Genomic DNA, 21,679 nt, shown 5'->3' on the forward strand with positions numbered 1-21,679 from the left:
ATACTTTTATTTAATTGATTCTACAATTTTTTTGTACTCCTCTGGGTTGTCATTTTTGAATGACAATTGAACGGCAACGCTCAATTTTTGAAATTCCTCCATTGTTTTCACTTCAACTCCTCCATTTCCACCTTGGGGTGTAATACCCAATCCGTGAACTGTTTTTGCAGGGATGGCGTTTAAAGTTGTTTCCAATACTTCTGGAGAAGTAATTCCAAGTTGCACGAAGGCATCTTTTTTGTCTGCAGGGATTTTACCTTGTGTAATTGCTAAATCTACTTTTTGAGTAGCAGCTAATTTTACAGAGGTCTCCTGAGCTTCTTTGGCTGTTTGCGCAGCCAACTTCAAGCCTTCATTTTCAGAAGTCAAAGAGGTTAGTTTACCGGATAGCTCCAATACTTTGGCTTCAACATCTTGAGTATCCATACCGTCAGCCGGTTGGTCCTTAAAACCTAATGCCATAAGTGTAGCTACACTTAAAATGATTTTTTTCATAGTTGTATTAATATTTAAATTTTCTGGAATTGAGTTCAGTTTTTCTGAAACCGAAAGACAAAGCGACTTCACATCCTCTTCTTTTAAGACTTCGCTACCATCAGCACTATAAATAGCTATGGCGCCTTTGTTGGATGGTACCGGAATAATTGAACCTTCAGCAAGTTCACACTCCATCATAATTAAGCGGTCACCTACTTTTTGGATAGAGTCCCAGTTGGGAATAATTCCCATACTGCAACCTTTCAAATAGCCACGATCTACTTTGCCGGCAACGTCTTTGCCTAGATTAGTTTCTTCATCGAAGTGTGGTTTTAGTTTTAATAAACCTGCTTCTTTAAGAGGCTCCGACCAATTACCAATGACATTTTCATTGCTATTAATGTGATTGTTCAACATGACAGGATTGTCCTTGAAGCGATCCATATTAATGCCTAATGTGTTAATGTGAAACCCGTATGAGTTTCTAACATTTTCATCATTAAATACAAAATATTCAGGTTTAGCCATTACTTAACTTTGAGGTTTACTTTTGGCAGTTATTGCCTTTTGAGGTGACAAATATTGGTTGAAAGCAATTCTTAAAAAAATAATTGCAAAGCACTTGAACACTTGTGTACCAAGACTTGACACAGTTGTAAAGCAAGTAAACAGGATTTTTTTTTGTAGAATCTAATACTTCAAATTTGCTCTAAACATTTGAAGTATGGCCGTTAGAAAACAGGTAGAAAGAGACTTTGCCAAGATTCTTTTTGTGAATGAAAACATCTCACAAAAGGAAATTGCATCCCGTTTAAAAGTGACTGAAAAAACAGTCGGAAAATGGATTAAGGAAGACAACTGGGAAAGTCTAAAAGTGTCTATGTTGGTTACTAAGGACAATCAACTGACGTCCTTATATAAACAATTGGAGACTCTAAATAATGAGATTACAAACCGTCCTATTGTTTATGATATTCCAACGTTTTTATTGAAGCCAATAAAATTAAAAGACAGTCACGGAGATGAGTATTTAGAATTTCCAAAAATAAATCCTAAAGATTATCCTATTAAGATTGGAAACGTTGCCACTTCGAAGGATGCAGATATTATATCGAAAATCACATCTTCTATCAAAAAACTGGAGACTGAAACTAATATTGGTGAAACGGTAGAAGTTGCCAAGCAACTCATCCAGTTCATCCGGTCGCAAGATGTGTCTTTTGCAAATCAGTTAACTAAATATTGTGACGGCTTCATTACTCAAAAAATGAAAAAATAATGAGTTTAAGAAGCGACAAAGCATACTTAGCCCAATGGCAGGAATTTAGGGACAACACGCTAAAAGCAACGCCTGTTGATTTAAACGAAACGACTTTAGATAAAGCTAAAAGGATTAAACACCTTGAAGCTAATCCCGAACAATGGTTTAAATATTACTTTCCGAACTTCTATACTTCTGAAGCTGCCCCATTTCACATCAAGGGCACCAAACGAGTTCTAGATAATTTAGAATGGTTTGAGGTGCGTTCCTGGGCGCGCGAATTATCCAAGTCCGGTAGAACTATGTTTGAGCAATTATATAATGCTTTAACCCGGAAAAAGAAAAATATTATTATGTCATCGTCAACTTATGACAATGCTTGCCGACTGCTATTACCATACAAATCAATTTTAGAAGCAAATAACCGAATCATTAATGATTATGGGGAACAAGAGAGCATTGGCAATTGGGAAGCGGGAGAGTTTACTACTCGCGAAGGCGTTAGCTTTAGAGCAATTGGTGCGGGGCAAAGTCCCCGTGGTACTCGTAAAGATGAAGTCCGTCCTGATGTTATCCTTATCGATGACATCGATACAGATGAAGAATGTAGGAATCCGGAACGTATCAAACAAAAAGTCAAATGGATTGAGGAGGCACTCATACCTACACGTTCTATCTCCGGGCATTTGCAAATCATTGTTTGCGGGAACATCATTGCAAAATATTGCTGTGTAACCGAGTTGGCAAAAAAAGCCGATTACCACGATATTGTAAACATTAGAGATAAGGAAGGTAAAAGTACTTGGCCAAACAAAAACACAGAGGCATCAATTGATAGAGTTTTAAGAACTATTTCATTCAATTCAGCTCAAAAAGAATACTTCAATAATCCAATATCTGAAGGTGATATTTTCAAAGAGTTGACTTATGGTAAATGTCCACCACTTTCTTATTGTGAGGATGTTGTTGTTTATGCTGACCCCTCAACATCAAACAAGGATAAGGGAAACGCATCTACAAAAGCAATTGCGATCATAGGCTATCGACAACAAAAATACTATGTCTATAAAATGTGGGTGGACACTATGAGTAATTCAAAATTTGTGGATTGCCTGTACGAAGCTTACAAACATCTGACACTAAACAAAGTTGATACTAAACGAATATATATAGAAAACAACTCGCTACAAGATCCTTTTTATGAGCAAGTATTATTGCCGTTGATTTACCAACGTTCCAGAGATAACGGTTTTACTATTCCAATTACCCCTGACGCAAGACGCAAACCCGATAAGTTTTTTAGAATCGAGGGAACGCTAGAACCACATAACCGCTTAGGAAGATTAATTTTTAATGTGGATCAAAAAGAAGAGCCAAATATGGTACGAACGCATGACCAAATGCTTGCCGTTTCTCCGACCACTAAAATAATGGATGCGCCGGATGCAATAGAAGGTGCGTGTTGGTTAATTCAAAATAGAGTAGTAAAAAAGAATAGTGGCTTTTCCTACGGAGAGCGCAGTAACCGTAAATATTAAATTATGATAAAAGCAACGTACCAAATTGGTGTTGACATTTTAGGCTTTCCAATTTATGTAGAGCATGAAGTTTACAGAGGCGAAGAGGAAGTAAACAAATTCAATCCAGTTAAGTCTTTTTGGGTTAAAGTAATTGAAAAAATAGTAAAACAACATTAATATGTTTTTAGAAAAAATAGACTTAGGCAGTGTTATTTATGCCTACCAAATAGATCAGATAACCGAAGGCAATGACGATCTAGTTTTACAGGCTCTCATGGCAGCAGAAGAAGAGGCAAAAAGTTATTTGACTCCCAACACTAATAAACTGGAAACTCTTGACGGCAGAATCCTATACGATACTGCAACAATATTTAGTGCTACCGCATTAGATAGAAATTCATTGATTTTGCAACATTGTTTAACCTTAGCTAAGTTTCACATTGCCACACTTTGTAATGCTGATTTTATCTATGAGCAAGCTAAAGAGCGATACGACAGAGCCATCGATTGGTTTAACAAATTAGCAAAAGGGACGGTTGTACTTACTTCATTACCTAGAATAATATTAGATGACACTAATAGCGACAGACAGCCTTTTAGTTCCGGTTCACGCACAAAATTTAATCACGACTATTAACATGGGAATTAAACAAAATATTGGTAGTTTTTTTGGTTTCAAACCTGAAACAGTTGATTTAGCAGCAACGCCACAGACAATTACAAAAAAGGGAAATAGTTACGTTCCTACGATTGCGCCAAAAACAATTTCCCGCACCCGACAGGATATTAAGAACTGGAATGACGCTTTGAACTTGGCCAACAATGTTGACCAACCCAAACGCTACCCATTGTATAACCTTTACGATAACATTTTAGTTGATTTACATTTGCAAAGTCAGCTCAATAATAGAATGTTAAAGAGTTTGTCTCAGCCTTTTATCATGAAAGATTTGAGTGGTAAATTAAACCAGGACTTAACTGATTTAATGCAAAATAAAAGGTGGGTATATCAAATCAATAAAGCCATTTTAGAAACTCGTTTCTATGGTCATTCACTGGGGGAATTTGATTATGTAAACAACGAATTAGTATATAATTTAATCCCAAGACAAAACATTGATCCTGTAGGTGGATTTATCTATAAAGATTATGCCGATGATAAAAAAATAATCTACCGGGAACAAAAAGAATACGGTTCTTGGTTGATTGAGTTTGGAGACAACAAAGACTTTGGATTATTAAATGGATGCGTGCCTCATGTCCTTTTCAAACGTTTTGCTCAAAGTTGTTATAGTGAGCTTTGCGAGATTTACGGAATACCTCCAAGAGTTTTAAAAACTAATACTCAAGACAGAACTATGGTTACTCGTGGCGAAAAGATGTTGAAAGACATGGGTTCGGCTGCATGGTTTATTATTGATGAAAATGAAAGCTTTGAATTCGCTCAAGGAGTTTCTACTAATGGCGATGTGTATAAAGGATTACTTAGCGTTTGCAATAACGAGATATCAATGGGTATCTCTGGAACTGTAGTAGGTCAGGATACTAAAAACGGATCTAACTCCAAAGAAAAAACATCTATTGGTATTCTACAAGATTTAGTTGACAGCGACTTATCATTAATTGAGCAAGCATGGAACTCAACTGTTATACCCGCTTTAAAATTGTTAGGTATCATTACCGGTGATGCGGTGTTTGCTTATCCTCCAGCGGAAGATTTAGAAAAGCTTTGGAAAATGACTGTTGAAGCGGCTGCATTTCTTGAAGTCGACCCTGTTTGGGTAAATGACACATTTGGAGTAAAAATATTAGGAGCCAAGAAAATTGCAGCTCCAACTAAATTATCGCTAAATGTAGGTGAAGATTTTTTCGTGTAAGCCCTGAATATTTTGGGGCGTTACATTTGCGAATTGGCAACTTGTATAATTGCGGTTGTGAAGACTGTAAGGGCAAAATCACTCAATTAAATTTATCTATTGACAATAAATTTAAACAGTTATTAAACACCGGTGAAAATGCATTTAAACGTCTGCATGAAAAAGGGAGTTATAACCCTAAAGATTTGCAGAGCGAAAAAGCATACAAGGATTTGATAAATCAAACTTTCGATGCTTTCAACTTTGCTATTACTGACAATGACATGCCCGAAACAATGCGTAATGCATTACAGGATGATGCTAGATTATTTGGTGGACTAAAAACAAATGCTCAACTATTTGAAGCTTCAAAATTGTTGTTGGATGACAAAGGAAATTTAAAACCGTTCAATCAATTGTCTCATGAATACGATAAGCTAAATATTGCCTATAATAAAAACTATCTGGAGGCAGAATATGAGTTTGCCGTTGGTTCCTCACAAATGGCTTCTAAATGGTCTGAGTTTTTAGATAATGACCGCTACGAATTGCAATATAGAACTGCAGGCGACAACCGAGTACGGGAAGAACACGCTTCTTTAAATGGAGTTACTTTACCTAAGTCAGACCCTTTTTGGAGTTCTTATACACCGCCTAACGGGTGGAACTGCCGTTGTACCGTTGTGGAAGTTTTAAAAGATAAATTTCCAACAAGTGATAGCGACAAAGCAATTAAATCAGGCGAAGCCGCAACTTACCAAGTAGGTAAGGACGGAAAGAACCGGCTTGAGATATTTAGGTTTAATCCTGGTGCGCAAAAAGTGGTTTTCCCACCGGCACATCCTTATAATAAAGTAGCGGGAGCAAAAACAGTAGAAAAGCAATTTAAAAAAGAAAGCGCTGTAAATCTCACTAATTATATCAAAGGAGAATTTCCAACAAATAAAGAGATTAAAAACATCTTGAAAAAATATGCTGAACTTTCTCCGGAAGATTTTAGAAACGGCTTAGATGATGTTAAGTTTTTAAAATCAAAATCGTACATGATGCAACACTCCATGCAATATAATCCGGCAAATGGTAATTGGGTTGGAGGTTCTAAAATATCATTGAGCAGCCATGAGTTTTCAAGTATAAAATTCAATCCTTTAGAAGAATTTAGAGGCGGTTTGTCTGCTATCAAAAAAGGGGAGAAAATGACTTTTAACCAGGAGTATTCTTTTGAGTCAATGTGGCATGAGATTCTACACGCAAAAACAAAAACAGCACCAATTAGATTGTCTCAGATAGGCACTAAAAACATGGAGGTTGTAAATCAGTTTTGTGCTAGACATACATACCCGGACTTTATTAAGAAATTTGGAGGCGAAGCCATACATCAAAATGATATACTTGACAAAGGGTATGGATACCAAGGATGGATTAATGATTTTAGAACAAAGCTAAAAAGCTTTGAAATAGATGAGAAAAAGGCAGTAAAAGATTTGATGCCAAGTTTAATGGAAGATTACAGCAGTATAGGAAGAAAGATCAATGAGTTTTTTATCACTAATACTAAATAGCAATGTTGGCACAATCATAACCTAACCCATTCAATTGTGTTGATTCAGGGAGTTTGCTCCAATATTCGTCCGCTTTGGTTTGATTGTCTCTAAATTCAAAAAGACAGGCTAAATCATAATAGGCATTGTCTTGAGATACTACCTTTTTATAGAGTTCTGGCGTTAGTTTTTCAGTGGTTTCGACACCAAATTTAAGGCACAACGAAAGAGCATCAAAACGAATATCGTTAAGCTCTTGAGGGGTTGGGTTGTGATCAAAAATGGTTTCCATAAAAACAAAATTAGTAAATGTTATTTGAATAACAACGATTTAAACATAAAATCTACATGAAAGACTTTATAAAAAATATTTTATCTGACTTGCGTGTTGACTTAACAGATGAGTTTGATAAGAACTTCGAACGTAAAGCATTCTTTGATAAGGCATGGGAAAGCACCGCAATACCCAATAGACGAGGCAGTATATTAATGCGTACGGGAAAGCTTCGCCGTTCAATACGATCCAGACAAACAAAAAATGATTTATCCTGGACAAGTTCTTTACCCTATGCCAGTTTACAAAACGAAGGCGGTGAAATTATTGTAACGGAACGGATGAAACGTTTTTTTTGGGCAATGTTTTACAAGGCAAACGGTGCTGTTACAAAATCAGGAAAAGGTGAGCGAAACAAAAAGCTTTCTGAAGAAGCTGCAATGTGGCGCAATTTAGCCCTACAAAAAGTAGGGGCAAAAATGAAAATAAAACAACGTCAGTTTATTGGCGACCATCCACAAGTTAGGCAGCGTATTGAACATGTAGTTGACCTTAACATGAAAGAATTAGAAAAAGAAATTTTTAATAAACTAAAACGATGAGCAAAATAGTTTTACAAAGCATTCAAACCATTTTAGACACCATTCCGGCAATAAAATACATTGATGAGGATTGGGGACAACTGGACGATTATTCGCCAAATCCACCTACTCAATTTCCATTGACATTAATTGATATTGGAAATTTAGTATTTAGTGATATTGGAAAAGATAGAAGTGCAACACCACAAAACCGCCAAATGGCTACTGGTACAATTGTACTGAGTATTGCTAATTTGAAATTGAGTAACACAAGTGCCAGAGCTCCACAACCACAAAAAAACAACTCTTGGTCAATCTGGGATATTATAGAAAGTATTCACGGGAAATTACACGGCGTCAAAGTAGATGGTTCTGCCGGAGCTATGATGCGTACGGCCATGAGAAAGGTAAAACGTGATGATGGCATTCAGGAGTATGAAGTTACTTATACTATAGGAATGAGCAACGTTTAATCAAATAGTTTTACTTGACTATTGATAGCATCCTCAATTTTTTTAAGTTCTGAAGTTACTGGAGTACAAAGCACTTCATATAGTGTAGTTCGTGATATTGGGTAAATAGGACAAATGTATTTACGCCACACTACAGTTGTCGGGATATCTTCTGTCTTATGTTTTTGGTACAATTCTTTTATAAGCCTGTAACGCAACAGCTTATTCCTTTGAATACCAAGACTACGATTTAGGGATACAGACATATAGGCAAATATAGATAACTTACATATTATAACCAAATCGATTTTTTTTGTTATAAATCGAAATGTAAATGCATAAAAAAACCCACTTTAAAAAAGTGGGTTTTGAATTAATATGATTTTACAATACTGGAAGACGTTTCGTTTTTAACAAACTTATACTTTAGTTCCTTAGATACTCGATACTCCTTATCTGATGCAAAAGTTATTTTCCAAAAAGGGAGAAGGTTTTTATCCTGGTTACTTACTTCGAAAAAAGAGTAACTATTTCCTTTGTCTGACCAGACTACTATTAAACAACTATCTTTCTCCTCTTGAGTAAATTCCTTTTTATCCTCATCGGTCATTGATGCAGGTGCATAAATAATGGTTTTGTATTTTTCGTCTCTCAGGGTTCGATTTCCTGTTTTATAGTAAACATATTTCTCTGGAGACAAAACCGCAATTTTATCAGACACCCATTTTATATCCTCCAATGAATTGGATTGAACCATTAAATCAATGGTTTGCAAATCTTGTGCCTGAGCAAATGACAGAGCCAATAAGGCGACGGTGAGTAATAATAGTTTTTTCATAATTTAAAAATTCTTTAAGTTATTTACAAACTCCACAAGTTCCGCCTTGTTTTGCACAATACTTGCAATATTTACAATTTTTACAAGCATGACATCCTTTTGAGCCGGTGCATTTTTTGCCGTAATAATCATACGCAAATGCTGATCCTGCAAGCATGAGTCCAAGGGTACTCATAATGATAATTTTTTTCATTGTTTTTTAATTAAAGGTTGATCAAATCTAGTTAATATTTATACAATAAAAATGCGAATAGAAATAAAATTAATCCTACAACAATAAATAGCCGTTTCAAATTGCGTTTATACTTCCGGTCTATTTCTCTGATTTGGCGGTGGTGATCGTTCCAGATTTCTTGCATATTAAGTGAATTCTAAATGTTCGGATTCTTTAATTATTGTTGTTGTAAAAGGAAATTTGTCTTTTGGTACTTTCAGTATCATTTGCATCAGGATTGTAGAGCCGGTAAATAAAACATGCTTTGTTCCTGATTTTACTAATTGCAGGATTAATAGTTTTGTCCCTGCCTTAACTTTTGAATCTTCAATCTTATAATCTAAAACGGATATCTCAGCGTTTAATAATTTGTCAATTTTTATTTTGTCACCGGTGAAAGTGGATAGTTCTGCTTTTATGCCTAAATCTTTAAATGCTGTCATTGGGTAATAATTTTTTTAATAAGTGTTTTGTGTTTGCGTGTTTTGCCCAGCCATTGTATGCGGCTATTGTGGCTTTGTTTTTTGTTTTGGATACTGCTTTTGCAAATCGTTTTTTGATTGATTTTCGAAGTAAGGTGTGCGTGTGATAGAACTTGTACCCTACAAAATCAATCCCACGAGCTTCAACCGGGAATACTTGATAATTTCCTTTAACTTCCAGTTTTAAATTATCGTTTAAATACTGTTTAATCGCTTCTAAAATTTCGTGTAAGTGGGGTTTGTTGTTGGATAGAATTACAATGTCATCGGCATACCTGAAGTAATATTTTATTTCTTTTTGCTCTTTGATCCAATGATCAAAATAAGTGAGGTAGAAGTTAGCGAAATACTGGCTTAAATAGTTGCCAATTGGTAAACCGTCGGCACTGTCTATAATTTCATCCAATAACCAAAGTAGGTCATTGTCCTTGAACTTTTTTCGAAGTAACGCTTTTAGTATATCGTGATCCACATTAGGGTAGAACTTCACAATGTCCAACTTCAAACAGTATTTTGTATTCTCCTGGTCCTGCAACGCTGTTTTGATATTATTGGCCGCTGCATGTATTCCTTTTCCTTTTATGCAGGCATAGCTGTCATTGGTAAAAACTTTTACAAATATTGGCTCTAAAACATTCATTACGGCGTGATGGGTGATTCTGTCAGGGAAGTAAGGAAGGCGAAAAACAAGCCTTTCTTTTGGTTCAAAAACCGTGAAGGTTGTATATTCTGAGGTTTTATAATCTTTATTTAAAAGCATTTCATGAAGATTCAAAATGTAAGTTTCTGGATCTTTGTCAAAAATTTTTACGCCGTATTGATTGGCTTTGCCTTTTCGGGCTTTTGATTCAGCAATCCTTAGATTGTCAATCGATGTAATTTGACTGTATATATTATTGAGTCGTTTCATTTCTTTGCTTTGATTGGCTCGCTTTCGATTGCTCTACTAACGAACCTATTAAGAATGTGATTTTTTGCCGTGTTGGCAAGGCCTGCGGTGTTTAATATTTTAAGCTCAGGTGCGAGCTGACATTCGAATTCGTGTTCCAGTTATCGTAGTCGTTGTACGAAAAACTGCCACCTGAAGGAGAACTACAGCAACGACACCACACAACCTCAATTTTTTATGCTTTTACAAAATAGCTTTTGTACAAGTCTTCAAATTGCTTTCCTGCATATTTGGCTTGCTCTCTAGTTTCAAAGCAAAGGCGCGAGCCGACACTCGAATGCGAGTACCAGCTAACGAAGTCGTAGTACGAAAAACCGCCACCCGAAGGAGAACCCATCTCGAACCAAGGATAGTATTTATATTGATCCCAGTTATTCCAGTCTGGCACCCAGTCGCCATTTATGGCTTTGGCTATGATTACTAATTTAGCGTGGTCTATCATTGCCTGTCTGTCTGATTCAGGAAACAATGAAAAATCTGGAATAATAGTAGGCTCTACATTAATAGCCTTGCAAGCGTCTTCGAATGTTTTAATTTCTGTGTACATTTTTTGTTGTTTTAAACTGTTAAAAAATCTTTATAAATACTCTCAAACAATTGTCCGGCATGTTTTGCTAAATCAGCCGATTTAAAGCAAAGGCGCGAGCCGACAATCGAATACGTGCGCCAGTAAGCGTAGCCGTCGTACGACAAACCCCCACCCGAAGGAGAACCCATCTTGAACCAAGGATAATACTTACCTTCATTTGAATTTGTCCAGTCTGGTACCCAACCTTCATTGAATGCTTTCACGATTTCCTTAATCATTTTATAAGCCACTTCATCGGGCTCGAGACCCTCACATGATTCTCTAAATTCTTCTTCTGTCTTGCCATTTTCTCTAATCACATCATTAAGATTTGTGATTCTCTCTTTGATGTCTTTTGGTATTTCCACCAAGTTAATAGCTCCTGACGATTGGTCAACTGATTGAAATTTGAATCCTTGTGGCGGATTGATTTGCATTGTTTTACTCATTTTTATTGTTGTTTGATTAATTACTTGTTTTTACGCTGCTTTACTCCATTCGTCATTATAATACTGCCGGTGAATAAATGTGGCTAAATGTGCCGTTCCGGTGCCCTTTTTGGCTAAATACTTTTTGTATCCTGGTACTGCTAGGAAACATTTAATTTTATCTGCGTCCGAAAGTTTATTAAAGGCTTTCTCCGCATCAAACTTGGATACTTTATTGTCGTACAAATTCCATAATGCTTTAAAAGAAAAATCAGGTTCTCCTATTTCTAGTTTAATGCTTTTGTACTTTTTTGGCCAATCTTTAATGTGATCTTCTTTCCATGGAAACTTCCCGTTGACGTACAGAAACTGCTCCTGCTTATCACTCAAATCGCCTTCCATGACATTAAAGAATACTAAAACACCTTTTAAATTATATTTAAACTGCCAGATGTCGCCATTTTCCATCTTGACGGTGTAGGTCGTAATAATGCTCATGCTAATTTCTGGTTAAGTCCGTTTTTAATAAATCGCAATACGTTTTTATCATATTCACACATTGGGAAGTCATCCATTATTGAGACAAAGCTTTCCAGATAGTGTGCCTCATAATATTCAAGTGTGAATTTGATTGGCTTTTTTTTACTAAAAAGTGTCATCATTTGTTCCGTCTCCAAATGCTTTTTTCTAAATTTCAATATCACTTTATCAAGTACACTGCGAGCTACTTTTATTTCACGGTTGTTCACCGGTATTGTGTTAATTGATTTGAACGAAAACACGAGTGCTCCAAGTTGTTGATGCGAAAGTTTTAGATCTATTTTCATGTGCAGTCCGTTTTAGGTTTTTCTAATTCTTCGCCGCACTCGGTACAAACCAATACGGTTGTTTCGCAGGTGGCAACACTTTCAATTACTCTTATTTCGGCTATGTCGTGAGGACAAATTACCGTGATGCTATATTTTTCCATCATTGAAATCTTCATTAAAAGCTACTTTAGCATAGCACCGTTTGTCGCACTGGTTAAAATCTGAGCAATCACATTTTGGTAATTTTGATTTTCTTTTTTTCTTCTTTTTCTTTTGCGTGATACTCAAAAAACAAGAACAAGCCATATAACCCGAACTAAAACACCAAAACATTAGCCAATACACGTCGTGCATTATTTCTTCTTTCATTATCTCCATGTTGTTACGTCCGGAGCACATTTTTTGCCACCATATAATTTGAATGATATTCTATCATATATTCTCTCTAAAAATTGACTTGATTTTCTTAATGCCTTTTTCATTATTTATATTTTGATTTTACGATTCCTTTGAATGCTTCTATTATTTTCGAAACCTCCGCAGGTTCCATCTTTTTGAGTGGCTTGTTAATTGGTGAATTATCACTCTTAAGAAAATCACTCAATCTATTGATGTCTGGAACTTCGCCCCATTTGCCATTGGGTACCACCCATTGAGCCTGACGGAGTAGTGATAGGATTGTTTTGTGCTGTTGGTTATTTTTATCAAATAATCCCCAGTTGCTTTTGCCTTTGGTTCTGCCGCCTTGCACTATAGCTTGCAACTGCTTTTTTGGGCTATTATAGTTGTCTATTGCGGAACCGCTTCCCTCGTACACGTATGGCTTTTTAGTTGTTATCATATCTATTCTTTTATTAACTCTAACTGTTCGCACCAAACTTTATTAATTTCTACTCCGTTAGATGATTTAATATTTAATGAAATATTGCAATCACTAGATTTACACATGATTTCTACCACTTCGCCTTTTTCAATTTCATCACCCCCGATGTTTCTTTGTTTGACTAAAACTTTGGCTTTTTTACCTTCGAAAAACGACTTTGATTTTGTTTTTAAGAATGTTGATGTCATATTATTATTGTTTTAAAATTTGCTCCCGATGCAGGATTCGAACCTGCGTTTCTCTCATTCAAGAGAGATCTTAACCGCTAAAGGAATCGGGAAACCGAATTAACCAAACCTATTTACTTTGATATGTTGCTTTAGTGTGGCGGACGAATGCGGGATTATCAATTACCAAATTTTCATACTTTTTGAAAGCCCGCCACTCTTTTTCTGACAGATCCGTTTTGCTATCATAATGCCCTTTTGGGTTCTTGTTAACGGTGTGGCCGTTTACGTTATAGCTTTCGTTATCCGTGAGTGGTATTATTGTTATTGTGATGCTCATTTTCCATTTGTTTGAAAGTGGTTCTTATCTTAAATCGCAGCCATATCAGATAGTTTAGTATGGCTTTTCCGTTAAGCACTATTAGCAGGATTGCCAATAGTGCGCTTACTAAATTACTCGGAGGCATCTTGATGAGCAATTGACTCATTGTAAAACTCAAACTTGTATCCTTTTGAAAAATCAACAGATGACATAGACAATGGTATTGGCGTTTTGTTTTTGTTTTCGTCAATTAAGGCGGCTTCAACAAACCAAACAGAGCGCACAGGTTTGTATGCTTTTGAAATAATATCAACACCGTCGGTAAACTCTTCATTACTGAATTTGGAGGTTAATTTTTGCAGCTCTAAAACTCGGGAGCCTTTCAAATTTCCTTTGGCGTCTTTTTTCAAAAGGTTAAAAACCATATCAACCAAGGCAGCCGTTTCCATATCTTTTGCTAGGGAGCTGATGTATTTTTCTACTTTGGCAATTCCTGCGTTTACCGTATCATCCCAACCGTCAGTAATTCGGTAGCCTATTTGCACTTCACCACCATCGAAGGAGAAAGTGTGTGACTGCTGTTTTTCTTTTACTCCAAAAACTTCTGATTTTAGTTTGAGGATATCCTCGAAATACTGAAACGCTTCTGTTTTAGCATTAGACAGCACCTCAGACGCTAATGCTAGTTTAAAAATGGCTTTTGGTACTGTTTGTTCTACTAATTCCTTGTAAGCGATTCTATCGGCTTCTTTTTTAGAGTCCTGAGCTGCTAATGCTGCTTTTAGTTGTGCCGGTGAAAATTGTGTTAAATCTACTGGTGGTGTTACTGTTTCTGTGTTCATGATTATTGTTGTATTATTAAGATTATTTTATTTTAAAATTTTATCGTTTGAAAACCCTCCCCATCCGGTGGCTTGTATCTTTTCGATTGTGAACTTGATTTTGGCTTCAATTGCTACCGGTGTTTTATACTCCCGGACTTGGTGGCTAAATGTTTCGTTGTTCGAGTGGCTCAATTGTGATAGCAGTGCGCCACGTTCTTGATTGATGCAAATGCGTTCTCCTACTTTGAACACGTGAATTCTGCCTTGTGTTTGCACATCCGAACAATACACGAGCACGTTGTGTAAATCTTCTAGACGTTGGTGGATTTCTTCGTTACTCATAGTCTTCATATTCTAGTCGTTGGCGTAAATTGCGCAGGTCCGTTTCAATATCTACACGGTTGGGATGGTGTGGGTGTGTTTCAAGCGCATTTTCTAGCTCTTGGATTCTTAATTTAATTTCGCTTTCTGTCATGCTAGTTTTGGTTAATAATTGAAAATTCTATTTTATGTCCGGCAACTCTTGTGGTTTGTGTTTTTACCTCCCGCTTTTTAGCTTGTTGCAAAAGTGCCAGTGGGAACCTTGAAAAGAGATTATAAATACATTTGATATACAGTTTGTTTCTATCATCTTGGGAAGCATCTTTATATTCCAACAGTACTATTGAACATTCCTTTTCCTCTTTTTTTAACTCGGTCAAAAACCAATTATTTACACTTCGATTCGCTAACACTTGTTGGAATTCTATAGAGTTTAGTGTTACACTTTCGCACCATAACTCCCATAACGAAAACATAAAAGAGTCTACATCCGGTGCTTTATTGAACAATTGTTCTAAAGTTTCAATTTTTGATTGTTTTGTGATAGTTGTTTTCATTTTGCTGTTGTTTTTTAAATGATTTCTTTCCAATATCTTGCAGCTCTTTGAGCCCATATAACGAATGGCTCACCGCCACCGTTTAACCGTCCGTCAGGGAATAATTTGAATCCCTCAACCCATAATTTCAAATCAACATCATACCATACATCATCAGCTAAAGCACCTTTTGGCAAACTTCCTTTGGCCTGCGATACCCAAATGATTCCTTTTCCTTTTTTAAGCATCAACTCCTTGAGTTGATAATATTGAGACTTAGTAATCCTTGTGTACTGGACGGAATCTATAAAAAGGAAATCGGGCGATTTTGGTTTACTCATCCTTACAATCAAGTCATCAAATGGTTCTCGATCTAGGAGTATGAATGAGTTGCCGCAAGTATCCATGTGATTCCTTATCAATGCAGCTTGAATAGTTGCTGAAAATCCTTGCTCTAAAGAGTTGTAAGCCACTTTTCCAAAATTGGTCAGGTATTTGGCAAACTTCATGGCAGCTTCTGTTTTTCCGTTACTAGTATTTCCAAAGATGATCGCAGAAAAAGCTTTATCAGGCTTTCCAAGTGTCGCTTCCCATTCGCCTGAGAAGTCTAAAGGGTTGAATTTTTTTGAAAGAACGTTTGATACTGAATAAGCCCTATTTATCTTTTTCGACATGCTTTTTTCGATATTGGTAGAATCTGTTTTCGGATATATCCAATTCTTTTAAAATGGCTCTTATTGATTCCTTTTTACTTCGATTCATTACATTAGCATATACTTCAGGGGTCATTTTCAACGTGGGTTGAACCACTCCTTTTGCACTACTTAATGTCATTCCTTTTTTACCCCAAAATAAATTACTGTAATGATCCCCTTTTGCTTCGTCAACTCTTCTGGCTGCATGTTCACCGGTTGGTGCTATTCCATGCCATGCTTCACAAACTAATCTAATGACGGTGACATTTTTTTTACCAAAACGCACTAACTTTCTTGGATTTCTCATGTGAGCAGGATGGTCGCTTGCAATTATCACCAGTTGTGCATTCAAAGTAATTATGGAACCATCCTCACTAACTTTAAGATTTTCTATAATTGGATGGTATCTAAATTCCATTGTTGGCTCTTTTATTGGCAAATACTAATCTCTTTACTCTCCTGATGTCGCTATCACAATCTTTTGAAATAGCTCTTATGGTTTGTTCGTCTGTCAATGAATTGGCTAGGCAAACCGCCTTAACATCGGCGTAAGTTGTAGGCTCTAGTTCTATAAATCGAAGTCCCACACGGCTGTATATTTCACGGTACCCTTTCTTTTGCTGTGCTATTCCTCGACGGATGCGTTTTTCAAGGTATTGAGTTGCCATAATGATGATTCCACAATGTCCTTCTAGCTCGTTGTACAGTGTGATAAAAAACAGTAGTACCGCATCAGCTAGCTTGTCCGCTTCATCCAATATGATTAAAGGGTTTGCTGATGATTTTAATGTAAGCACTGCCTTGTGCATCATTTCAGGCATTGTCATACCGTCAGTTTCTTTTCCCATTTTAGAAAGCAGCTCACGCAAAAACCATTTTCTATCCCAATACTCATTACAAGACAGACGGAACACATTTTGGTTTTCTGACTCGTATTTTTTTGCGGTTGCTGTTTTACCACTTCCCGCATTACCTGTAATAGCTAATACAAGAGCATCCGATTGAGCATCTTTGAAAAACTCCAATAATTCAGTGCTGTTTTTAGTTTCGGCAAACTGCCATTCTTTGGTTCCTACACCAAGGAAAGCCCCAACTTTACGCCACATTTCGAGAGCTATATTATCCCAGTTGTGGTTACGCATTTGTGAAAGTGTGGCGGCTGATACCGATTTCATTTCGGCAGCAACTTTATTTTGAGACCCTTTTTGAGCGATATACAGCTCTAAATTTTCTACTATTGTTAATTTGTCTTGTTGTGTCATTTTTGTATATTTAATTGGGGGTTAAACAGTTTTTAAATGCTTTTAAATGCTTTTAGTATTTGTTAAAGCGAGAGTGAAATGCGCTTGAGTCAGTTTCCATTTGTTCCTCTTTAGGCAGATGCCCTTGAAACTTAACCATGAGCTCCTGCTCTTCGATTAGGCTTTCTCTTGATATGCCCGTTCTATTAATTAATCGTTCGTAAGCTTCTTGGTCACGTTTTAACTCAGCATCACGAACGGCAACATCTTGAAGCAGTAGTGCTTTTGAATTATCTTTCATTAGTACTGGAATCGACTCGTGCATACGTTTAGATTGTGCATAGGCAACAAATCGTTTCTCTCCTGATGGTGTTAGCTCATATAATCCTATGAAGTCATCTAGTCGCTCAGGATCATACCGTACAATTAGACTTTCGCCAACAAACTTTCTTCTGAAATCCAAATCAACTTGATTGTTTTCATCGTAAACTTCATAGATGTAATCTTTTCCTTCAACAGTAAGAGGCATTCCGTGTGCGTAGTATTTCTTAACTTTCGTTTCATCAATCCAGAATATTGATAATTGGTCCATGATGTCAATTTCTTCTCTATGCTCCGTTTCTTGGTTGTACATTTCGATTCTATTGTACTCCCAATCTTCTTGCTTGCCTGAGTTCCATTTGTTAACCAGGGCTTGAAATATTTTATTGAATTGATCTACTGTTGGTAGGGCGGTTTTGTACTCTACAATGAAATCCGTGTTAGGCTTATTGGTAGCGGTTCTTACTTTGATCCCTTGTTTGTCAGAGAACCACATTTTTGATATTACTTGCTGTTGCAAACGGTTAAATATTTGTTCCGCTGGTGACGATTTACGCCCAACTTTATGGCTATAATGATGTCCATTCACCGGCAGTCTATCGTACAAATTTTGCATTTTGCCTGAAGTATGACCTGATTGCTTATCATAAGTGAATAAGAATGGTCTGCATCCTGATTCTCCTACAGCCATTTTAACCGCTCTAAAATGCGAAGCATGATTTTCAGAGTATGCAATGTCCCAACCAATGATCTTCTCGCTGTAAACATCAAAAACAACGTTTATTTTAAGTTCAGCAGCCATCTTTTGTTTGTTGTTTGCAAAGTGTACTAAATCCAGTTTAGTACCATCAATCGCCCACCATGCGTTGGGGAACCATTGAGAGCGGTTACGAGTTACGGTGTGACCAAAATGCTTCATGTATTCGTCCTTACCGTCACGAGCTAACATCCAAATTCGTTTTTGCTCTGTTTTATCAAGCCATGCACCTACAGCACGCTCGCTTAAACTTTTCCATCCTTTAGCTTCCCGTACTGATTCGTAAATTTTTAGTACTTCTGAAATCGTGTACTTAACAGGAAGACAGTACTGTGACAAAACGAAATCGGCAACTTCATCCACAATTTTTGAAGGGTTGGAGTTCATCCATTTTCCTGAAACGATTGAACTGTAACCTTCCTCTTCGTATTTATGGATAGCTCGCTTGAAGGAAATAACATTTTTGTAGCGAGTGTGTAACCAAGTTTCAGGTAAGTTTCCAATAGCTTCAAGCATTCGGTCCCACATTTGTTTCTTACCGCCAAATCGCTTTTGCACTACGACATTGTTGGCGATATGCTTAACAGTGTTAAACATCACAGCTTGATGTGTGTACTCCTTTTGTTTTTCTTCAGGAAGATGGGAACCGTTGTCCAGGAGATAATCTCTAAAATAGTGTTCGGCTGAGTGATCCCATTCCATATAGTCACCAAAAACAATGTTTTTCACACTTGCATAAGGATCCCCAACTTTTTCACGAATAGCTTTTTTAAATCGGTCAGGTATTGACTCATAAGCCACTAATGATTTACGACCATTACCACCAATTGTTAGTTTTTTTATTTTTCCAATGGAGCATAATTTTTTATAATTACCCTCTGTCATTATATCAGCAGACCACAGCCAACTGCTAGCCACGCAAAGAGTATTTTGTTGATATTCAAACATAATTTTATTCGTTGGTTACTTTAGTCAGGGGATTACTCAATTTTATTTGCCTCTTCAATAAGCAGTTCTTTAGCGCGCTGCCTGATAGCAATTGCTTTTTCTGAAGTAAACACACCATCTATACTCATAGTTACGGTTACGTAGCTTACTTTGAACTCTTTTTGCAATTGCTTCTTTAAATCTGGGTGAACTAATATTTTTTTCATTACTTTGTTTTATTAATTGTTCCTTTTAAATGAACAATGCAAATATATAAACACTTTGTGTAATTTAACAAGTGTTTTACACAAAATGTTTAAAATATTTTTATAATTATGGATAAAACTTTGATGTTAAATATGTTGCAAAATTACTATGGCCTTAATAAAGACATTGACTTTGCTAGTTTACTAGGTATATCGTCTCAAGTTTTATCAAATTGGAAGAAAAGAAACACATTCGACGCTGAGTTAATTTACACAAAGTGTTTAAATATTAATCCTGAATGGCTTTTAACTGGTAATGGAGATATGTTTAAAAAAAATATATCAAATCAAGCACATGAACCAGGTGAAGTTTATACTTTAAAGACAGACCGAGTACTAAAAGAGCAATCGATCCCACTCTATGATTTGGAAGCAACCGCAGGACTAGTAGAGCTTTTCGGTAATAAAAATGGAGTTAATAAACCTATTGATTATATATCCATTCCTAACCTTCCTAAATGCGACGGAGCTATATATGTTACCGGAGATAGTATGTATCCGTTATTAAAAAGTGGAGATATTATCATATACAAGAAAGTAGAAAATACTATTGATAATATTTTCTTTGGTGAAATGTATCTCGTTTCAATTGATTTGGACGGAGATGAGTTTGTTACTGCAAAATGGATTCATAAATCAGAGAAAGGAGAGGAATTTATAAAGATTGTTTCGCAAAATTCACACCACCAACCAAAAGACATTCATTTGTCTAATGTTAAAGCAATGGCACTGATAAAAGCCTCTATTAGAATAAATTCTATGTCTTAATAGCACAAATTACTGAAAATCAATACTTAAAACACTAAAAACCCTTTATTTAGATAGCATTATCCCTGTCTCTATAAGGTTATTTTATGCTTTTTAGCTATCTTTTTCAGTGGTTATCCCTAATTATATAATTATTTTTTTTACTACTTTAGTAACCCCAACTGTAACCCCAACTGTAACCCCAAAACAAAGTATTCACTAAATTTAAAAATAGATCCTTTGCTCATTTCAGGGCATAAAAAAACCGTTTAAATAGTATTTTAAACGGTGATTTATATAAAGAAAAACGCTATTTTTAAGGCTTTAACGGTAGTATGTGGTTGTCACACTAGAGATAATGGTAGTTGTAGTATTTAAAGTGTTTAAAATGGTTTATTAAATGGTACTTAAATGGTAGTAAATGTACTTTTCGTTTACAGTTGCTTTTTCGACCTTTTTATTGTTAACCCTTGATTTTATTGGCTTTTTCGACCTTTTTTGTATTAAGTATATTGATACTTTTGGTTATACCCCCTATAATTTGTTTACTATGTGGCTATAAAGTAGCGACAATCTACCCAATTACGGTTGTATAGTCGCTACTTTATATCGAGTATATACAAGTTGTAGGTAATTGTAAAAGAGCCGAAGCGTTAAAAAACAACTAACGTATAAACTTTTTAACATCTTTGTAAAATTTCCATTTGTAATCTAGTTTTGTCATTTTTTGCTTATTATTAAAGGTTAAATTAAGTTCTTTGAAATTGTGTGTTTGAGGTCAATACGAAAAAAGTTTTACAAAAACAATAGACCTAACTAAAAATATGTTTTTATCTTTGTAGTGTTGTAAAAGGATAATTATGGGAGTTGTCACCGACTAAGACAACAACTCACCAAGTTAAGCATTCAGAATTTGTCCTTACGACTAAAAGTTAATAGACAGACTATCTCATTGTGTTGTAGCCAAAGAAAACCGAAACAGATATTGATGCAATCGCCAAGATTATCATAATTACTGCTTCAGGTTTTTCTTCCCACATTTTAAGGAATTTTGTCATATAGACGGTATTGGTTAATAAAAATTTGTCACTCATAGGCATAAGATTTTAAAATTAGACAATAAAAAAATCAGCCCTCTTAAAAGAGCTGTAAAGGCTCCGAATACTTATTCGGACGATATTTCACAAAAGTACTCCAAAATTTTAACATTTCAAATCTTTTTAGTAAGAATTTTTCTGTTTATTTTGTAATTTTAACAATTAAAAACTTCCAAACACACAATTACAAAAGAATAACAACTACCTACAACAGCTAGGGTTTCGTTGTGTGCGCAGCACGAACAATGAAGCCCGTGTTGAACGGAACCGAGTACCTGCCGTCAACACTATGGAGTTATCGTAAAGATTGTAGAGGTATTTTCAA

33 protein-coding genes and 1 tRNA gene are annotated in these 21,679 nt (G+C 35.9%); 9 read left to right on the forward strand and 25 right to left on the reverse strand.

Annotated elements, in window-relative coordinates; genetic code table 11:
* Positions 1-6: 6 nt before the first annotated feature.
* Entirely contained in the window at positions 7-1,005 is a 999-nt protein-coding gene (locus tag ACFX5D_RS14050) for an HK97 family phage prohead protease (RefSeq protein ID WP_379858837.1), read from the reverse strand.
* Between the two features lie 196 nt (positions 1,006-1,201).
* On the opposite strand from ACFX5D_RS14050, the gene ACFX5D_RS14055 reads away from it, so the two are divergent.
* The 6 genes from ACFX5D_RS14055 (at position 1,202) to ACFX5D_RS14080 (ending at position 6,676) form a co-directional block, all read left to right on the forward strand.
* Entirely contained in the window at positions 1,202-1,756 is a 555-nt protein-coding gene (locus tag ACFX5D_RS14055; RefSeq protein ID WP_379858838.1) for a phage terminase small subunit-related protein, read from the forward strand.
* Complete coding sequence (locus ACFX5D_RS14060) at positions 1,756-3,276, forward strand: hypothetical protein (protein WP_379858839.1); 1,521 nt, start codon at positions 1,756-1,758, stop codon at positions 3,274-3,276. The genes ACFX5D_RS14055 and ACFX5D_RS14060 overlap by 1 nt, the downstream gene beginning before the upstream one ends.
* A gap of 3 nt (positions 3,277-3,279) precedes the next feature.
* Complete coding sequence (locus tag ACFX5D_RS14065; protein ID WP_379858840.1) at positions 3,280-3,435, forward strand: hypothetical protein; 156 nt, start codon at positions 3,280-3,282, stop codon at positions 3,433-3,435.
* Between the two features lie 97 nt (positions 3,436-3,532).
* The gene (locus tag ACFX5D_RS14070) at positions 3,533-3,895 is read left to right on the forward strand and encodes a hypothetical protein (protein ID WP_379858841.1); all 363 of its coding nucleotides are present in this window, start codon (positions 3,533-3,535) and stop codon (positions 3,893-3,895) included.
* Positions 3,828-5,135, forward strand: coding sequence for a phage portal protein family protein (locus tag ACFX5D_RS14075; RefSeq protein ID WP_379858842.1), 1,308 nt, complete (start codon positions 3,828-3,830; stop codon positions 5,133-5,135). Before ACFX5D_RS14070 ends, ACFX5D_RS14075 begins: the two co-directional genes overlap by 68 nt.
* 185 nt (positions 5,136-5,320) lie before the next feature.
* On the forward strand, positions 5,321-6,676 hold the full coding sequence (locus tag ACFX5D_RS14080; protein ID WP_379858843.1) for a phage head morphogenesis protein: 1,356 nt from the start codon (positions 5,321-5,323) through the stop codon (positions 6,674-6,676).
* Here the strand turns inward: ACFX5D_RS14080 and ACFX5D_RS14085 are convergent.
* Entirely contained in the window at positions 6,669-6,947 is a 279-nt protein-coding gene (locus ACFX5D_RS14085; protein ID WP_379858844.1) for a hypothetical protein, read from the reverse strand. The genes ACFX5D_RS14080 and ACFX5D_RS14085 overlap by 8 nt on opposite strands.
* Positions 6,948-7,003: 56 nt before the next feature.
* Here ACFX5D_RS14085 and ACFX5D_RS14090 point away from each other — a divergent pair, with 56 nt between their 5' ends.
* Both ACFX5D_RS14090 and ACFX5D_RS14095 read left to right on the forward strand, forming a co-directional pair.
* Complete coding sequence (locus ACFX5D_RS14090) at positions 7,004-7,531, forward strand: hypothetical protein (protein WP_379858845.1); 528 nt, start codon at positions 7,004-7,006, stop codon at positions 7,529-7,531.
* Positions 7,528-7,983, forward strand: coding sequence for a hypothetical protein (locus ACFX5D_RS14095; protein ID WP_379858846.1), 456 nt, complete (start codon positions 7,528-7,530; stop codon positions 7,981-7,983). The genes ACFX5D_RS14090 and ACFX5D_RS14095 overlap by 4 nt, the downstream gene beginning before the upstream one ends.
* Here ACFX5D_RS14095 and ACFX5D_RS14100 read toward each other — a convergent pair.
* From ACFX5D_RS14100 to ACFX5D_RS14205, 22 genes are all read right to left on the reverse strand, one after another.
* A complete protein-coding gene (locus ACFX5D_RS14100) occupies positions 7,980-8,228 on the reverse strand; it encodes a hypothetical protein (RefSeq protein ID WP_379858847.1) in 249 nt (82 codons plus the stop codon). The genes ACFX5D_RS14095 and ACFX5D_RS14100 overlap by 4 nt on opposite strands.
* 107 nt (positions 8,229-8,335) lie before the next feature.
* A complete protein-coding gene (locus ACFX5D_RS14105; RefSeq protein WP_379858848.1) occupies positions 8,336-8,800 on the reverse strand; it encodes a hypothetical protein in 465 nt (154 codons plus the stop codon).
* Positions 8,801-8,819: 19 nt separating this feature from the next.
* Positions 8,820-8,993 (reverse strand): hypothetical protein, encoded by a 174-nt coding sequence (locus tag ACFX5D_RS14110; protein ID WP_379858849.1) that lies wholly within the window; start codon positions 8,991-8,993, stop codon positions 8,820-8,822.
* 167 nt (positions 8,994-9,160) lie between these two features.
* Positions 9,161-9,457 carry a hypothetical protein gene (locus tag ACFX5D_RS14115; RefSeq protein ID WP_379858850.1) on the reverse strand — a complete coding sequence of 99 codons (297 nt, stop codon included), beginning with the start codon at positions 9,455-9,457 and terminating at the stop codon, positions 9,161-9,163.
* Complete coding sequence (locus tag ACFX5D_RS14120; RefSeq protein ID WP_379858851.1) at positions 9,444-10,406, reverse strand: reverse transcriptase domain-containing protein; 963 nt, start codon at positions 10,404-10,406, stop codon at positions 9,444-9,446. Before ACFX5D_RS14120 ends, ACFX5D_RS14115 begins: the two co-directional genes overlap by 14 nt.
* Positions 10,407-10,620: 214 nt before the next feature.
* Positions 10,621-10,992 carry a hypothetical protein gene (locus tag ACFX5D_RS14125; protein WP_379858852.1) on the reverse strand — a complete coding sequence of 124 codons (372 nt, stop codon included), beginning with the start codon at positions 10,990-10,992 and terminating at the stop codon, positions 10,621-10,623.
* Between the two features lie 11 nt (positions 10,993-11,003).
* On the reverse strand, positions 11,004-11,462 hold the full coding sequence (locus tag ACFX5D_RS14130; protein ID WP_379858853.1) for a hypothetical protein: 459 nt from the start codon (positions 11,460-11,462) through the stop codon (positions 11,004-11,006).
* Between the two features lie 30 nt (positions 11,463-11,492).
* Positions 11,493-11,939 (reverse strand): hypothetical protein, encoded by a 447-nt coding sequence (locus ACFX5D_RS14135; protein ID WP_379858855.1) that lies wholly within the window; start codon positions 11,937-11,939, stop codon positions 11,493-11,495.
* Positions 11,936-12,268, reverse strand: coding sequence for a hypothetical protein (locus tag ACFX5D_RS14140; protein WP_379858856.1), 333 nt, complete (start codon positions 12,266-12,268; stop codon positions 11,936-11,938). Before ACFX5D_RS14140 ends, ACFX5D_RS14135 begins: the two co-directional genes overlap by 4 nt.
* Positions 12,265-12,414 (reverse strand): hypothetical protein, encoded by a 150-nt coding sequence (locus tag ACFX5D_RS14145; protein WP_379858857.1) that lies wholly within the window; start codon positions 12,412-12,414, stop codon positions 12,265-12,267. The genes ACFX5D_RS14140 and ACFX5D_RS14145 overlap by 4 nt, the downstream gene beginning before the upstream one ends.
* A gap of 317 nt (positions 12,415-12,731) precedes the next feature.
* Positions 12,732-13,091: a hypothetical protein gene (locus tag ACFX5D_RS14150; protein WP_379858858.1), complete on the reverse strand. Its 360-nt coding sequence runs from the start codon at positions 13,089-13,091 to the stop codon at positions 12,732-12,734.
* Positions 13,092-13,093: 2 nt separating this feature from the next.
* Positions 13,094-13,321: a hypothetical protein gene (locus tag ACFX5D_RS14155; protein WP_379858859.1), complete on the reverse strand. Its 228-nt coding sequence runs from the start codon at positions 13,319-13,321 to the stop codon at positions 13,094-13,096.
* A 22-nt stretch (positions 13,322-13,343) separates the two neighbouring features.
* Positions 13,344-13,413: transfer RNA gene (locus tag ACFX5D_RS14160), tRNA-OTHER, on the reverse strand.
* Between the two features lie 17 nt (positions 13,414-13,430).
* The gene (locus ACFX5D_RS14165; RefSeq protein ID WP_379858860.1) at positions 13,431-13,640 is read right to left on the reverse strand and encodes a hypothetical protein; all 210 of its coding nucleotides are present in this window, start codon (positions 13,638-13,640) and stop codon (positions 13,431-13,433) included.
* A 113-nt stretch (positions 13,641-13,753) separates the two neighbouring features.
* Positions 13,754-14,464, reverse strand: coding sequence for a DUF3164 family protein (locus tag ACFX5D_RS14170; RefSeq protein WP_379858861.1), 711 nt, complete (start codon positions 14,462-14,464; stop codon positions 13,754-13,756).
* Between the two features lie 27 nt (positions 14,465-14,491).
* Complete coding sequence (locus tag ACFX5D_RS14175) at positions 14,492-14,788, reverse strand: hypothetical protein (RefSeq protein ID WP_379858862.1); 297 nt, start codon at positions 14,786-14,788, stop codon at positions 14,492-14,494.
* Positions 14,789-14,922: 134 nt separating this feature from the next.
* Positions 14,923-15,324, reverse strand: a complete 402-nt coding sequence (locus ACFX5D_RS14180) for a hypothetical protein (protein ID WP_379858863.1) — start codon at positions 15,322-15,324, stop codon at positions 14,923-14,925.
* A 14-nt stretch (positions 15,325-15,338) separates the two neighbouring features.
* Entirely contained in the window at positions 15,339-15,977 is a 639-nt protein-coding gene (locus tag ACFX5D_RS14185) for a hypothetical protein (RefSeq protein WP_379858864.1), read from the reverse strand.
* Positions 15,958-16,416, reverse strand: coding sequence for a hypothetical protein (locus ACFX5D_RS14190; RefSeq protein ID WP_379858865.1), 459 nt, complete (start codon positions 16,414-16,416; stop codon positions 15,958-15,960). The genes ACFX5D_RS14185 and ACFX5D_RS14190 overlap by 20 nt, the downstream gene beginning before the upstream one ends.
* Positions 16,406-17,260 carry an AAA family ATPase gene (locus ACFX5D_RS14195; protein WP_379858866.1) on the reverse strand — a complete coding sequence of 285 codons (855 nt, stop codon included), beginning with the start codon at positions 17,258-17,260 and terminating at the stop codon, positions 16,406-16,408. Before ACFX5D_RS14195 ends, ACFX5D_RS14190 begins: the two co-directional genes overlap by 11 nt.
* 52 nt (positions 17,261-17,312) lie before the next feature.
* Positions 17,313-18,914, reverse strand: a complete 1,602-nt coding sequence (locus tag ACFX5D_RS14200; protein WP_379858867.1) for a hypothetical protein — start codon at positions 18,912-18,914, stop codon at positions 17,313-17,315.
* 383 nt (positions 18,915-19,297) lie between these two features.
* Positions 19,298-19,471 (reverse strand): hypothetical protein, encoded by a 174-nt coding sequence (locus tag ACFX5D_RS14205; RefSeq protein WP_379858868.1) that lies wholly within the window; start codon positions 19,469-19,471, stop codon positions 19,298-19,300.
* Between the two features lie 108 nt (positions 19,472-19,579).
* Between ACFX5D_RS14205 and ACFX5D_RS14210 the strand changes: the two genes are divergently transcribed.
* Positions 19,580-20,278 (forward strand): LexA family transcriptional regulator, encoded by a 699-nt coding sequence (locus tag ACFX5D_RS14210; protein WP_379858869.1) that lies wholly within the window; start codon positions 19,580-19,582, stop codon positions 20,276-20,278.
* Between the two features lie 923 nt (positions 20,279-21,201).
* Here ACFX5D_RS14210 and ACFX5D_RS14215 read toward each other — a convergent pair.
* Positions 21,202-21,351 (reverse strand): hypothetical protein, encoded by a 150-nt coding sequence (locus tag ACFX5D_RS14215; RefSeq protein WP_379858870.1) that lies wholly within the window; start codon positions 21,349-21,351, stop codon positions 21,202-21,204.
* Between the last annotated feature and the right edge of the window lie 328 nt (positions 21,352-21,679).

The sequence above is a fragment of the Flavobacterium fructosi genome, assembly GCF_042787335.1.
In the GTDB taxonomy this organism is placed as follows: Bacteria; Bacteroidota; Bacteroidia; order Flavobacteriales; family Flavobacteriaceae; genus Flavobacterium; species Flavobacterium fructosi.

Bases quoted from the DNA above. Each gene is read 5' to 3' on its own strand.
- ACFX5D_RS14050 (WP_379858837.1), bottom strand. From the start codon at position 1,005: ATGGCTAAACCTGAATATTTTGTATTTAATGATGAAAATGTTAGAAAC.
- ACFX5D_RS14055 (WP_379858838.1), top strand. From the start codon at position 1,202: ATGGCCGTTAGAAAACAGGTAGAAAGAGACTTTGCCAAGATTCTTTTT.
- ACFX5D_RS14060 (WP_379858839.1), top strand. From the start codon at position 1,756: ATGAGTTTAAGAAGCGACAAAGCATACTTAGCCCAATGGCAGGAATTT.
- ACFX5D_RS14065 (WP_379858840.1), top strand. From the start codon at position 3,280: ATGATAAAAGCAACGTACCAAATTGGTGTTGACATTTTAGGCTTTCCA.
- ACFX5D_RS14070 (WP_379858841.1), top strand. From the start codon at position 3,533: ATGGCAGCAGAAGAAGAGGCAAAAAGTTATTTGACTCCCAACACTAAT.
- ACFX5D_RS14075 (WP_379858842.1), top strand. From the start codon at position 3,828: ATGACACTAATAGCGACAGACAGCCTTTTAGTTCCGGTTCACGCACAA.
- ACFX5D_RS14085 (WP_379858844.1), bottom strand. From the start codon at position 6,947: ATGGAAACCATTTTTGATCACAACCCAACCCCTCAAGAGCTTAACGAT.
- ACFX5D_RS14090 (WP_379858845.1), top strand. From the start codon at position 7,004: ATGAAAGACTTTATAAAAAATATTTTATCTGACTTGCGTGTTGACTTA.
- ACFX5D_RS14095 (WP_379858846.1), top strand. From the start codon at position 7,528: ATGAGCAAAATAGTTTTACAAAGCATTCAAACCATTTTAGACACCATT.
- ACFX5D_RS14100 (WP_379858847.1), bottom strand. From the start codon at position 8,228: ATGTCTGTATCCCTAAATCGTAGTCTTGGTATTCAAAGGAATAAGCTG.
- ACFX5D_RS14105 (WP_379858848.1), bottom strand. From the start codon at position 8,800: ATGAAAAAACTATTATTACTCACCGTCGCCTTATTGGCTCTGTCATTT.
- ACFX5D_RS14110 (WP_379858849.1), bottom strand. From the start codon at position 8,993: ATGAAAAAAATTATCATTATGAGTACCCTTGGACTCATGCTTGCAGGA.
- ACFX5D_RS14115 (WP_379858850.1), bottom strand. From the start codon at position 9,457: ATGACAGCATTTAAAGATTTAGGCATAAAAGCAGAACTATCCACTTTC.
- ACFX5D_RS14120 (WP_379858851.1), bottom strand. From the start codon at position 10,406: ATGAAACGACTCAATAATATATACAGTCAAATTACATCGATTGACAAT.
- ACFX5D_RS14125 (WP_379858852.1), bottom strand. From the start codon at position 10,992: ATGTACACAGAAATTAAAACATTCGAAGACGCTTGCAAGGCTATTAAT.
- ACFX5D_RS14130 (WP_379858853.1), bottom strand. From the start codon at position 11,462: ATGAGTAAAACAATGCAAATCAATCCGCCACAAGGATTCAAATTTCAA.
- ACFX5D_RS14135 (WP_379858855.1), bottom strand. From the start codon at position 11,939: ATGAGCATTATTACGACCTACACCGTCAAGATGGAAAATGGCGACATC.
- ACFX5D_RS14140 (WP_379858856.1), bottom strand. From the start codon at position 12,268: ATGAAAATAGATCTAAAACTTTCGCATCAACAACTTGGAGCACTCGTG.
- ACFX5D_RS14145 (WP_379858857.1), bottom strand. From the start codon at position 12,414: ATGATGGAAAAATATAGCATCACGGTAATTTGTCCTCACGACATAGCC.
- ACFX5D_RS14150 (WP_379858858.1), bottom strand. From the start codon at position 13,091: ATGATAACAACTAAAAAGCCATACGTGTACGAGGGAAGCGGTTCCGCA.
- ACFX5D_RS14155 (WP_379858859.1), bottom strand. From the start codon at position 13,321: ATGACATCAACATTCTTAAAAACAAAATCAAAGTCGTTTTTCGAAGGT.
- ACFX5D_RS14165 (WP_379858860.1), bottom strand. From the start codon at position 13,640: ATGAGCATCACAATAACAATAATACCACTCACGGATAACGAAAGCTAT.
- ACFX5D_RS14170 (WP_379858861.1), bottom strand. From the start codon at position 14,464: ATGAACACAGAAACAGTAACACCACCAGTAGATTTAACACAATTTTCA.
- ACFX5D_RS14175 (WP_379858862.1), bottom strand. From the start codon at position 14,788: ATGAGTAACGAAGAAATCCACCAACGTCTAGAAGATTTACACAACGTG.
- ACFX5D_RS14180 (WP_379858863.1), bottom strand. From the start codon at position 15,324: ATGAAAACAACTATCACAAAACAATCAAAAATTGAAACTTTAGAACAA.
- ACFX5D_RS14185 (WP_379858864.1), bottom strand. From the start codon at position 15,977: ATGTCGAAAAAGATAAATAGGGCTTATTCAGTATCAAACGTTCTTTCA.
- ACFX5D_RS14190 (WP_379858865.1), bottom strand. From the start codon at position 16,416: ATGGAATTTAGATACCATCCAATTATAGAAAATCTTAAAGTTAGTGAG.
- ACFX5D_RS14195 (WP_379858866.1), bottom strand. From the start codon at position 17,260: ATGACACAACAAGACAAATTAACAATAGTAGAAAATTTAGAGCTGTAT.
- ACFX5D_RS14200 (WP_379858867.1), bottom strand. From the start codon at position 18,914: ATGTTTAACACTGTTAAGCATATCGCCAACAATGTCGTAGTGCAAAAG.
- ACFX5D_RS14205 (WP_379858868.1), bottom strand. From the start codon at position 19,471: ATGAAAAAAATATTAGTTCACCCAGATTTAAAGAAGCAATTGCAAAAA.
- ACFX5D_RS14210 (WP_379858869.1), top strand. From the start codon at position 19,580: ATGGATAAAACTTTGATGTTAAATATGTTGCAAAATTACTATGGCCTT.
- ACFX5D_RS14215 (WP_379858870.1), bottom strand. From the start codon at position 21,351: ATGAGTGACAAATTTTTATTAACCAATACCGTCTATATGACAAAATTC.